Source organism: Thalassospira alkalitolerans, from assembly GCF_002115745.1.
Taxonomy (GTDB): Bacteria; Pseudomonadota; Alphaproteobacteria; order Rhodospirillales; family Thalassospiraceae; genus Thalassospira; species Thalassospira alkalitolerans.
Genome location: NZ_JFKB01000004.1, coordinates 17309 through 29083 on the forward strand (window position 1 = coordinate 17309; position 11775 = coordinate 29083).

Genomic DNA, 11775 nt, shown 5'->3' on the forward strand with positions numbered 1-11775 from the left:
AATAAGTGGTTATTCGGTATTGGTTTACCAATTTATCGACCCGGCACCGTAAAGGCAAGGTCCTTTCACCACGTTGCACATGACAGCACGGGGTAGGATTGGTAGGTTAATTAAAACGTGGGTGCATTCCGGGATCGGACTGCATCGCAGGTTCTTTTCCGCTAGGATAAGGGGATCCCCATGCCGCGCCATTTCGATACGACATTTGATGTTGTTCGTGAGCTCAAACCATCCTATCCGGTATATTGCCTTCGCCCTGATATTCTGCGCGATACGGCCAAGCGGTTTATCGATATGTTTCCCGGCAACGTCCTCTATGCAGTGAAATGTAACCCGCATCCAGAAATCATGCGGTATTTGCATGAAGGTGGTGTCCGCCATTTTGATACCGCATCCCCCGAAGAAATTGCACTCGTCCGGCGGCAGTTTCCTGGCATGAATGCCTATTTCATGCACCCGGTCAAAAGCCGTGATGCCATTCGCAGCGCGCATCGCGTGTTCGGTATTAAGCATTACGTGATCGATACCGAAGACGAGCTTGAGAAAATTCGGGCCGAAACGGACGGTGAAACCGATCTGGTTATTCATGTGCGCCTGGCGACCCCACCGGCGGGGGCGGCTTATAATCTATCGGCGAAATTTGGGGCACGCCCTATGACGGCATCTGAACTGCTTAAGAAAGTCGATGCCTATGGCTATAGTGCCGGGCTTTGCTTTCATGTTGGATCGCAATGCACAACACCGAATGGATACCGCATTGCGGTCGAACTTATCCGGCAGGTCATCGATTTTTCCGGCGTCAAAGTCCGTTATCTTGATGTTGGTGGCGGGTTCCCAGGGCAATATATGAACCAGCGCGCCCCCGGGCTTGAAGTTTTTATGGATGAGATCAAAGACTGCATTCGCTGGCTCGGATTGCCTGATACCACATTTATGTGTGAACCGGGCCGTGCGCTTGTTTCCAGTGGTGTGTCATTGATCACGCAAATTCATCTGCGTAAGGAAGATCAACTGTTCATCAATGATGGGATTTATGGGAGCCTTTCCGAAGCCGTTACCGGGCAGTTGCGTTTCCCGGTGCGTCCGATGCGAATAGAGGGTGACTTCAACGAAGACGAAACGCTTGATTTTACCATTTATGGTCCGACCTGCGACAATATGGATGTTTTGCCGGCGACAGTTACGCTACCGGCAGACATTCGCGAAGGCGATTGGATCGAGTTTGGCCATATCGGTGCTTATAGCAACGCATTGGCAACCCATTTCAATGGTTTCTATCCAGAATTGCTGGTGACTGTTGGTGAAACATTCCCATTCATTGACGGTGAATTTCCTCAGGTTGGCTAATCAAAACCGTCAATAGACGTAAAACAGTACTTGTTTGCGGTTATCCCTGTGTGCACTATGCTGCCCGGTATTAACCGGGTGGCATGAGTACCCGGCAAAAGAATTGAAAACAGGGAAAATACGCCGTGACCAATAGCCTTTTTATGCGGATTCAAAGCCGGTTTCCTGCTGATTTATCCAAGGTGCTGATCGAAACCGCCTCGGGAGAAACCTATAGCTATGGCGATGCGGATAATGCATCCGCCCGGATCGCAGGTTTATTGACCGCTCTTGGTGCCCGAAAAGGTGACCGCGTTGCCGTTCAGGTCGATAAATCCCCCGAAGCGCTTTTCCTTTATCTGGGCTGCATTCGGGCCGGACTGGTTTATCTGCCGCTTAATACCGCATATCAGGCTGGTGAACTTGCCTATTTCATGGGGAATGCGGCACCGATTATTTTTGTGTGTCAGCCGCACCGTGAACCTGAAGTATCGGCTATTGCCAAAGCACAGGGTGTTGCAAAAGTCCTGACTTTGGGAACGACGGGTGAGGGTACCCTGATCGATCAGGCCATAGCATTTCCAAATGATTTTGCGCCTGTTGCTTGTGCAGATGATGATCTTGCGGCCATCCTTTATACATCGGGGACCACGGGCAAGCCCAAAGGTGCGATGATGACCCAGACCAATCTGTGGTCAAATGCCGCGACGCTTGAAAAACTGTGGGGATTTAATTCCGAGGACGTTCTTTTGCATGCGCTTCCGATCTTTCATACGCACGGGCTGTTCATTGCCTGCCATTGCGTGATGTTGTCGGGGGCAAAGATGTTCTTTCTGCCGAAGTTTGATCGTGAACAGGTTATGGCGCTGTTGCCGCGCAGTACCGTTATGATGGGCGTCCCGACATTCTATGTCCGCCTGTTATCAGAGGATGACTTTGATACGAATGTGACATCGAATATGCGGCTGTTTATTTCCGGTTCAGCACCATTGCTGCCGGAAACATTTGTTGCCTTCAAAGAGCGAACCGGCAAGGCGTTACTGGAACGCTATGGCATGACCGAGATGGGTATGGCGACCTCGAACCCGTTGAACGCAGAGCGCATTGTCCATACAGTCGGACCTGCATTGCCCGATGTCGATATCCGCGTTTGTGATGAAAACGGTGATGTACTTGGCACAAACGAGATCGGCGTTCTTGAGGCGCGGGGACCAAATGTGTTTGCAGGATACTGGCAAATGCCGGAAAAAACCGCCGAAGAGTTTCGGGATGATGGGTTCTTTATTACTGGTGACATCGCAAAAATCGACGAAAAGGGCTATGTCCATATTGTCGGGCGGGCAAAGGATCTGGTAATTTCAGGGGGCTTTAATGTCTATCCCAAAGAAATCGAGACCGTAATCGACGAGATGGATGGTGTCATTGAAAGTGCTGTAATCGGTGTTGCGCATCCAGATTTCGGCGAAGCTGTCGTTGCCGTGATTGTTCGAAACGATGATAGCCTGTCTGAAGATGATGTTATCGGGGCGATAAAAGGGCAGCTTGCGAATTTCAAGGTGCCAAAGCGCGTGTTCTTCTTGTCCGAATTGCCGCGTAATGCGATGGGCAAGGTTCAGAAGAATATCCTGCGCGAGGATTATAAGACCATATTTTCCAATTAGAATTTACTGGCATGGAAACCAAACCTTGACCAAAACAAGAAAAGCCCCGGCAATGCCGGGGCTTTTCAATGGTGGCTGTATTTTCGGCTTAGTGGCCGAAAGCAACACGGTGTGCAACGTCATCAATCATGTCACGGTTCAGACCGATATCTGCCAGCTCACGCGAATCAAGTTTACGGAGCGCAATTTGGGTCTGGTACTGAACACGAAGGGCGCGCAGGAAAGCAAAAATCTTGGTTACAATCATTTCATCACCTATTTCAAACCGGCCAATTCATATTGGCGCTGTCTTTCAGATAACCGGCATGTTCTCACCGAAGATATTCCAAGAAGGAATAGTTAACTGGTTTGACGTGTCGGTCTGTTAATAATGTATCGAATGATCATCTGCATTGTGGGGCATTTACCAGTCGATACATCGTCTTCATTTCGTGAAGGCAAACTACGCCCGGTTGATTGTGTAATCCAATGCATTTTTTGCATGGCTGTGACTAGGAAAGCGCACAAAGTCATGTTTTTGCAATGAAAACGCTCAAATAACGTCATAATACGGGGATGTGGTGTTGTTTATTGCTATGTGCTTAGCGCATGGCTAATTAAATTACCATTCGCTTTCCAATTGAATGCTGAACCATTACAAGATCGATCATAACATCCATGCAAACATATCCGGCATGGCACCTTGGTCGTGCTATGGACCAAAATGCTTCGCGGACAGGAGATCATCAGATGAGTATCAATCGGCCGAAGCTTAGCTTTGAGCAGGCAATCGCAGCTTATTTGAAATATGCACCGCGATTGCCACAGGTTGATCCAAAGTCCGTTCCTGCGCAGACGCAATATGTCGAAAACCTTATGGTGATCGCCGATGAGTTTGACCTGATTATTTTTGATGCGTTCGGTGTTCTTAACAGCGGGGCGCAGGCAATCCCCGGGGCCGTGGAAACGGTCGCCGGACTTCAGAAATCGGGTAAAAAACTTGCCGTTGTGACCAATGACGCGTCGAGTTCCGCCGAAGCCATTTTGGCGCGCCATCGTGGGCGTGGTTTTGATTTCAATACAAACAACCTGATCAGCAGCCAACAATTTGTAGCACCAATGATGGAATCCTATACCGATCTGAAGCATTGGGGGGTAATGGCGCCGCTGCATTGGCCGTTTGATATCTTGCCCGGCAAGGTCAGCCCGCTGGGTAAAGATCGGGCACTTTATGATGCAGTTGACGGGGTTGTACTTATTGATTCTGAAAGCTGGTCGGATATCCAGCAGAACCATCTGGAAGAAAGCCTGGCAGCAAAGCCGCGCCCCATTTTAGTGGGAAATCCAGACATCTGTGCACCGATGGGGGCGTTTTTATCCGTTGAGTCAGGTTATTTCGCCCATAAGGCCGCCGATCGTTGCGGTATTACACCTGATTGTGTTGGCAAGCCGTTTGGGCATGTTTTTGACGAGGTCCTGCGACGCCATCCCGATATCGCGCGTGACCGCATCCTGATGGTTGGCGATACAATTCATACCGATGTGTTGGGTGGGCTGGCATCTGGTATCAAAACGCTTTTGGTGCGTCAGGGTGGTTTTTTGGATGGTCAGGATGATATCGAAGGACTATTCGTGAAATCAGGGCTGCGCCCGCATTTCTGTGCGCCTGCCATCGGGTACGGGATTGCTGAAGCAAAAGCGGCACCAGAAGATAAGAATGCCGTTTTTGCCTGACAATAAGAGACGCCAGAGAGAAACCAAAAAGGGGCCTATTGTGGCCCCTTTTTCTATAGGTCGATTTGGCGAATAGTTTAGATGGCCTCGGCAACTTCAATGGCGCTATAGGTCAGGATTCCCGATGCACCGGCACGCTTGAAACAGGACAAAGTCTCGATGGCGCATCCCAGATAGTCAAGCCAGCCATTCTGGCCGGCCGCGCGGAGCATCGCGTATTCGCCCGAGACCTGATAAGCAAAGACCGGAACACCGAATTCTTCACGTACGCGATACAGAACATCAAGATATGGCAAGCCCGGTTTAACAATAACCGAGTCAGCGCCTTCTTCCAGATCATAGGCAACTTCGCGCATGGCTTCGCTGCTATTAGCAGGGTCAAGCTGATAGGTTTTCTTGTCTGCCTTGCCAAGTGCGCTGGCCGAACCGATAGCATCCCGGAACGGACCATAAAATGAGGACGCATATTTTGCGGCATAGGCCATGATCTGGACTTTCTTGAGTCCTTCGGATTCAAGGGTATCGCGAATGGCGCCAATACGCCCATCCATCATGTCAGATGGGGCAACAACATCACAACCGGCCTGCGCCTGTACCAGTGCCTGACGCACAAGGGCCTCGGTGGTTTCGTCATTTAAGATTTCACCATCGACAACGATACCGTCCTGACCGTCTGCATTAAACGGGTCAAGGGCAACGTCTGTAATGACCCCAAGATTGGGGCAGGCGTCTTTGATCGCCTTGGTCGCGCGGCACACGATATTGTCTGGATTATAGGCTTCGCGGGCATCCTTGGTCTTGAGGCTGGCATCAATATAAGGGAACAGCGCAAGTGCTGGAATTCCAAGCTTTTGAGCATGTTTTGCTGTTTCAACCAACACATCAATACTTTGGCGTTCAACGCCGGGCATGGATGGGATTGGCATACGTTCGTTCTTACCGTCGATGACAAATACGGGTAGGATCAGATCATGGGACGTTAATCGGGTCTCAGCCACCATGCGACGGGACCAGTCGCTCATACGGGGGCGGCGCAAACGGGTGCGCGGGAAAGTGCCATAGGTGCCTGTTTTAGCCATGATCTGTTCTCTTATCAGTGGGGCGGTATTTCCGGGTTCGGAAATCAGTGACCAATTTATGGGGCAGAAATCACGCGGGATCAACTATTGCCGGTAACGCGCAGTCGTCCCCGCATGGTCAACATATAAACAGGGATGATCAGGGCAAGGAAACTTGCGGTTAGAACAAATGCACTGACCAGTCCGAATTTTTCGCCAATGGCACCCACAATCGGTGGTCCCGCCATCAATGCGGTATATCCAGTGGCCGCAATGGTTGAAACCACGGCGCCGCCGCCTTTACCCGTTGCCTGTGCCGCTGCGGAAATCAAAAGCGGCAAGATTGTTGCAAGTCCGACCCCGGCAACGGCACAGCCGACCCAGGCGATCAGATAATGGGGGGACAGTGCCAGTACGAACAGACCAAAGGATGCACAAGCTGAACTTGCCAACAGGATTTGCGCACGTCCAAATTTGGTCACAAGCCAATCGCCCGAAAGACGGGTAATCGCCATCGTTGCCGAATAGCAGGCAAACCCGACGGCGGCTAATGTTGGTCCGGATTGAAGTTCGGTTGTCATCAGAACCGTCGCCCAATCGGTAATGACACCTTCGCCAAACTGACCAATAAACGCACAGGCACCAAACGGCAGCAGGGTTAGAAACATCAATTGCTGCCTTGACGAAAGACCATCTTTTTCAGGTTCGTCGTGCTGAACGGCGCAATCAGGCATCAATTGGCGTTGCAAGATAAGATGCAGGACCAAAAAGATGCTTAACATGACCGGTAAATGCCAACTGATAGGAAGGGGCAGCGCGAACCATGCCGCAGTCGTTCCGGCACCGGCAAACCCGCCCAAGCTCCAACAGCCATGCAAACCTGACATTACGCTGCGTTTTTTTGTTCGTTCAACGTTCAGCCCATTAGCATTCATGGAAATATCAAGAAATGCGCCAAAGAATCCCATTGCAAACATTGCGATGGCCATCGACATGAAGCTTGGCATGTAAACCGGAATGCCCACCGAAATGAAATAGGCGATCCCGGAATATCGCGCGACCCGCTCACTGCCGAACTTGTCTGACAGGCGACCGGCAACCGGCATAACGGTTAAAACGCCGATTGCAGCGGCCAAAAGAATCGCCCCAAGATCGTCATGGCCAAAGCCAAGGCGTTCCTGCACCAACGGGATATGGGGAACCCAACTTGAAAAAGCGGCGCCATGCAGAAAGAAGATGGCGCGAATCCGGTTATGGGCAATCTGATTGGACAAAGGCATTTGGGGCTCCGCATCCGTCAGGCAAGAATCACATTGATCCCGCGTTCGGTATAGTTGCTTAGATATCCGGTTGAAAGTTTCCGGCCCGTTACCAAATGTGAAATCGCATCAAGATCGCAGATCCGGAACGGCAGACTTGTTTCGAGTTTGTCGGCTGTCGTAACGGCAATGGCCTCAGCCGATTGCGCAAGCATTGCGGCCTTGGTTGCGCGTTCTTCGACGGTGCTGGTGGTGAGGCCTAAGTCCGGATGCAGGGCGCAGGTACCTAGCAATACAAAGTCCGCATTGTAATTACGGATTTCGTCAATGGCCGTCGGGCCACAAACCGCCATATCGCGTTTCAGAACGGTTCCGCCAATCATAATGATGTTGGCATTCGGATGATTGGTCAATTCAACCGCAATCAGCGGATTGACGGTAATCACAGTGCCACAAAATGATGGCTTAAGATTACGTGCAACTTCAAAAATCGTTGTGCCGCTGTCGAAAAATATCACGGCTTGATCCGGTATAAGATCTTGCGCCACTTTTCGGGCAATTTCCGCCCGTTCTGGTTTTAATTCCTGTGCGCGATCATAAAACCCTTCGCGGGCCGTACTGGGCAGGGTGGCGCCACCATGAATCCGGCGTAACGTACCGTTTTCTTCCATCTGTCGCAGGTCGCGACGAATGGTATCAAGGGATGCATGAAACAATGCTGCCAGATCGTGGATGTGAACCGTGCCCTGATCATGGAGCAGTTTTTCGATTTCGTGCTGGCGTGAAGTGACGCTCGACATCTTGATATCCAAATTGCACGTTTTGCATGTTTTGACGATAATGCGCGTTTACGCTCGTTGTGTCCGTTGGTCAATAAAAAACCGGCTCTGAATGAACAGCGCCGGTTTATCTCAATCCATCTGATCAAGGTAGATAAAGCAGATTTAATTACGCTTTATCCAATGCCTGTTTCAGATCGGCAAGAATATCGTCAATATGCTCAATCCCAATGGACAGGCGGACATAGCCATCCGTCACGCCAGATGATAGGCGATCTTTTTCGGACAACTGACTATGGGTGGTTGTCGCAGGATGAATGGCAAGCGATCTGGTGTCGCCGATATTGGCGACATGATAGAACATCTCAAGGCTGTTGATAAAGGTTTCACCCGCTGACTTGCCGCCAGAAAGTTCAAAGCCCATCAGCGATCCATAGCCGCCCTTAAGATAGGTATCAGCCCGGCGACGGCTTTCACCATCCTGCATGCTGGGGTGGATGACCTTGGTGACTTTTGGATGTGTTGACAGGAATTCGGCCACCGTGTTGGCGTTTTCGCAATGACGTTCCATCCGAAGCGGCAATGTTTCCATGCCCTGAATGGTTTGGAATGAATTAAACGGAGAGGCAGCGGCACCAAGATCGCGCAACATTGTGCAGCGTAGTTTGATCGCATAGGCAACCGGGCCAATTGGCTTGACGGCTTGTGTCCAGACGGCACCGTGATAGCTGGGGTCTGGTTCATTCAAAAGCGGGAATCGCTTCGCGTGTTTTTCCCAATCAAACTTGCCAGAATCAATAACGATGCCGCCAACCGATGTGCCATGACCGGCAATGAATTTCGTGGTCGAATACATAACGATGCTGGCTCCGTGATCAATCGGGCGGCACAGGACGGGGGCGGCGGTGTTGTCAATAATCAATGGAATGCCAAACTCATCACCGATATTTGCGACCTCGCGGATCGGGAAAACTTGAAGCTTGGGATTTGGCAGAGTTTCGGCGTAATAGGCGCGTGTTTTGTCATCGGTCAGGCGGCGGAAGTTTTCCGGGTCTGTCGGATCTGCAAAGCGAACTTCGATACCCATCTGTTTGAAAGTATTGGCAAACAAGTTCCATGTTCCGCCGTAAAGATCGGTGGAGCTGACAATGTTATCACCAGCCTGCGCAATATTGAGAATAGAAAAGGTCGTGGCCGCCTGGCCCGAGCCGACAGCAACGGCGGCAACGCCACCATCAAGAGCCGCCACGCGCTGTTCAAGCACGTCATTGGTCGGATTCATGAGGCGGGTATAGATATTCCCAAGTTCCTTAAGCGCAAAAAGATCAGCAGCATGCTGTGTATCGCGGAACTGATAGCTGGTGGTTTGGTAAAGCGGAACTGCAACCGAACCGGTGGTCGGGTCGGCGCGATATCCCGCGTGCAAGACGATGGTTTCTGGTTTCGAAGAGCCTGTCATTTCGTTTCCCCTGATTATAGGTTGTATTGATTTTGTCGAAGTAACGCATATTCATGCTTTGTCGACAAGAAGCTGGATCAAAAATTCCTTTCAGAATAGCCCGAAATCGCAGCGTAATAATTATTTGCATAAATCGGTACTGTTATACCGAATGAATTGACAAAGAGCCTTATTCACGTTTACGTAAAGGGAAAATATCAAAATATTCAGAGGCGGCGATCCAATGGAATTTAACCTGTCAGAAGATCAATTGGCATTTGCCGAGGCAGCCCGCGATTTTGCAAGCAACGAAATGGCTCCGAATGCCGGGGAATGGGATGCAAAGCACATTTTCCCCGAGGAAACCTTGCGCAAGGCTGCGGAGCTTGGTTTTGCTGCGATTTATACTCGTGAGGATGTTGGTGGTTCGGGGCTTGGGCGTCTGGACGCGGCTGTCATATTCGAAGAATTAGCGGCCGCATGCCCATCCACGGCTGCTTATATTTCGATCCACAATATGGCGTGCTGGATGATTGATTGTTTTGGTAGCGAAGATCAGCGCCAAAAATATCTGCCTAGCCTCGTAACCATGGACCATTTCGCCAGTTATTGCCTGACTGAACCTGGCGCAGGGTCAGATGCCGGATCGCTTCGGACACGTGCCACACGTGAGGGCGATCATTATATCCTGAATGGTGAAAAGGCATTCATATCTGGTGGTTCGCGCAGCGACATTTATATCGTTATGGCGCGTACCGGTGATGATAGCCCAAAAGGTATTTCGACCTTTATCATTCCCAAGGACGCCGAAGGGCTTTCATTTGGTAAACTTGAAGAAAAGATGGGCTGGAACAGCCAGCCGACCTCGTCCGTGATTTTCACCAATTGCAAAGTCCCGATTGAAAATCGTCTGGGCAAAGAGGGCGACGGATTTAAGTTTGCCATGATGGGACTTGATGGTGGCCGACTTAACATTTCAGCGTGTTCGATTGGTGGTGCACGTGCCGCAATGGAACACGCCCGGGGCCATATCAAAGTGCGCAAACAATTTGGCAAAACACTTGATCAATTTCAGGCATTGCAATTCAAATATGCCGACATGGTCACCGAACTTGAAGCCGCAAGGTTGCTGCTGCACAAAGCAGCATGGAAGCTGGACAATAAAACCCCCGACGCGACACAGTTCTGCGCGATGGCCAAACGTTTTGGCACCGATATCGGGTTCCAGGTCTGTAATGAAGCCCTGCAGCTTCACGGTGGGTATGGCTATATTCGTGAATACCCGATTGAAAGGCTTTTGCGTGATTTGCGGGTCCATCAAATCCTTGAAGGAACAAATGAAATCATGCGCCTGATCATTTCACGTGCCGCGCTAAAGGATTAAGTTATGAGTAGCGATAACGTTACCTCCGCCTCGGAAGGTACAGAACAATCTGTGGTGTTTTCCCGAACCGGTGCAATCGGGCATATTATGCTTAATCGGCCGAAAGCACTTAATGCACTTGATCTTTCAATGGTCGATGCAATGGCTGCGCAGTTGCGTGTTTGGGAAAATGATAGCTCGGTTGCTGTGGTTGTTATCGAAGGGGCCGGAGAAAAGGCATTTTGCGCCGGGGGCGACATCCGCGGTCTTTATGACGCACGCAAACGTGGCGATGATGCGCTTCTTGATGCGTTCTATCGTCGGGAGTATTGCCTGAATAATTATATCGCGGCCTATCCCAAACCTTATGTCGCGTTAATGGATGGCATCACGATGGGCGGGGGCGTCGGCGTTTCGATCCATGGTCGTTTCCGTGTCGTGACGGAACGCACCCTGTTTGCGATGCCGGAAACCGGAATTGGTTTTTTCCCTGATGTTGGAGGCGGTTATTTTCTGCCGCGATGCCCGGGTGAAATTGGCATGTATCTAGGCCTGACAGGCGCAAGGATCAAGGCAGAAGATTGCCTTTATACCGGATTGGCAACGCATGGCGTAAAGGCAGATCAGATTGCGTCATTGAAGGCTGATCTTGTGAATATGGACCGCGGAGATAACGCCTTTGCTGTCGTTCAGAAAATATTGGATACGCATAATTCCGAGTTTCATGACGGTATGCTCGAATCGGTACGCGGGGAAATTGACGAATTATTTGGCAAGAAATCGGTCATCGATATTTTTGCAGGTATGAGTTCTTCCACTTCGACGTTTGCCATGGAAACGGCGAAGATTCTTCGCACCAAATCACCTATCGCAGTATGCCTTGCCTATGAACAAATCCGTCAGGGGCGTGATATGACGCTGGAACAGGTTCTGGTGATGGAGTTCCGGCTTGCACAGCGCACGGTATGTAAACCTGATCTGTTCGAAGGCGTGCGGGCGGTGATTGTGGATAAGGATCATAGCCCTCAATGGCAGCATGCCGATGTCGGGCAAGTCGACCCACGCGAGGTTGCCGAATATTTTGATCCGTTACCTACTGAAAAAGAATTGAAGTTATAGGTGCCTCTCTTCCTGTAACTTTTTAAAATCAAACAAAATATTAATATCCAAAATTCAGA

At 50.4% G+C, this 11775-nt stretch carries 10 protein-coding genes; 6 read left to right on the forward strand and 4 right to left on the reverse strand.

The features are described 5' to 3' along the window. The first annotated feature begins 180 nt into the window (after window positions 1-180). The 4 genes from TALK_RS06730 (at window position 181) to TALK_RS06745 (ending at window position 4700) form a co-directional block, all read left to right on the forward strand. Complete coding sequence (locus tag TALK_RS06730) at window positions 181-1347, forward strand: type III PLP-dependent enzyme (protein WP_085617200.1); 1167 nt, start codon at window positions 181-183, stop codon at window positions 1345-1347. 125 nt (window positions 1348-1472) lie between these two features. Next, window positions 1473-2987, forward strand: coding sequence for a malonate--CoA ligase (locus TALK_RS06735; protein ID WP_085617202.1), 1515 nt, complete (start codon window positions 1473-1475; stop codon window positions 2985-2987). Window positions 2988-3012: 25 nt separating this feature from the next. Then, on the forward strand, window positions 3013-3330 hold the full coding sequence (locus TALK_RS22250) for a hypothetical protein (protein WP_245829745.1): 318 nt from the start codon (window positions 3013-3015) through the stop codon (window positions 3328-3330). A gap of 386 nt (window positions 3331-3716) precedes the next feature. After that, the gene (locus tag TALK_RS06745; protein WP_085617206.1) at window positions 3717-4700 is read left to right on the forward strand and encodes an HAD-IIA family hydrolase; all 984 of its coding nucleotides are present in this window, start codon (window positions 3717-3719) and stop codon (window positions 4698-4700) included. Window positions 4701-4777: 77 nt separating this feature from the next. Here TALK_RS06745 and hemB read toward each other — a convergent pair whose 3' ends face one another. The 4 genes from hemB to TALK_RS06765 all read right to left on the reverse strand — a co-directional run bounded on the left by hemB (window position 4778) and on the right by TALK_RS06765 (window position 9255). After that, window positions 4778-5779, reverse strand: coding sequence for a porphobilinogen synthase (hemB, locus tag TALK_RS06750; protein ID WP_085617208.1), 1002 nt, complete (start codon window positions 5777-5779; stop codon window positions 4778-4780). Between the two features lie 80 nt (window positions 5780-5859). Then, window positions 5860-7038, reverse strand: a complete 1179-nt coding sequence (locus tag TALK_RS06755) for an MFS transporter (protein WP_085617210.1) — start codon at window positions 7036-7038, stop codon at window positions 5860-5862. A gap of 17 nt (window positions 7039-7055) precedes the next feature. Then, window positions 7056-7817 carry a DeoR/GlpR family DNA-binding transcription regulator gene (locus TALK_RS06760; protein ID WP_085617212.1) on the reverse strand — a complete coding sequence of 254 codons (762 nt, stop codon included), beginning with the start codon at window positions 7815-7817 and terminating at the stop codon, window positions 7056-7058. Window positions 7818-7965: 148 nt separating this feature from the next. After that, window positions 7966-9255 carry an O-acetylhomoserine aminocarboxypropyltransferase/cysteine synthase family protein gene (locus TALK_RS06765; protein ID WP_085617213.1) on the reverse strand — a complete coding sequence of 430 codons (1290 nt, stop codon included), beginning with the start codon at window positions 9253-9255 and terminating at the stop codon, window positions 7966-7968. Window positions 9256-9478: 223 nt separating this feature from the next. Here TALK_RS06765 and TALK_RS06770 point away from each other — a divergent pair, with 223 nt between their 5' ends. Beyond that, on the forward strand, window positions 9479-10618 hold the full coding sequence (locus TALK_RS06770; RefSeq protein ID WP_085617215.1) for an isobutyryl-CoA dehydrogenase: 1140 nt from the start codon (window positions 9479-9481) through the stop codon (window positions 10616-10618). A gap of 3 nt (window positions 10619-10621) precedes the next feature. After that, window positions 10622-11716 (forward strand): enoyl-CoA hydratase/isomerase family protein, encoded by a 1095-nt coding sequence (locus TALK_RS06775; protein WP_085617217.1) that lies wholly within the window; start codon window positions 10622-10624, stop codon window positions 11714-11716. Window positions 11717-11775 lie beyond the last annotated feature (59 nt).

Bases quoted from the DNA above. Each gene is read 5' to 3' on its own strand.
- TALK_RS06755 (WP_085617210.1), bottom strand. From the start codon at position 7,038: ATGCCTTTGTCCAATCAGATTGCCCATAACCGGATTCGCGCCATCTTC.
- TALK_RS06760 (WP_085617212.1), bottom strand. From the start codon at position 7,817: ATGTCGAGCGTCACTTCACGCCAGCACGAAATCGAAAAACTGCTCCAT.
- TALK_RS06770 (WP_085617215.1), top strand. From the start codon at position 9,479: ATGGAATTTAACCTGTCAGAAGATCAATTGGCATTTGCCGAGGCAGCC.
- TALK_RS06765 (WP_085617213.1), bottom strand. From the start codon at position 9,255: ATGACAGGCTCTTCGAAACCAGAAACCATCGTCTTGCACGCGGGATAT.
- TALK_RS06730 (WP_085617200.1), top strand. From the start codon at position 181: ATGCCGCGCCATTTCGATACGACATTTGATGTTGTTCGTGAGCTCAAA.
- TALK_RS06775 (WP_085617217.1), top strand. From the start codon at position 10,622: ATGAGTAGCGATAACGTTACCTCCGCCTCGGAAGGTACAGAACAATCT.
- hemB (WP_085617208.1), bottom strand. From the start codon at position 5,779: ATGGCTAAAACAGGCACCTATGGCACTTTCCCGCGCACCCGTTTGCGC.
- TALK_RS06745 (WP_085617206.1), top strand. From the start codon at position 3,717: ATGAGTATCAATCGGCCGAAGCTTAGCTTTGAGCAGGCAATCGCAGCT.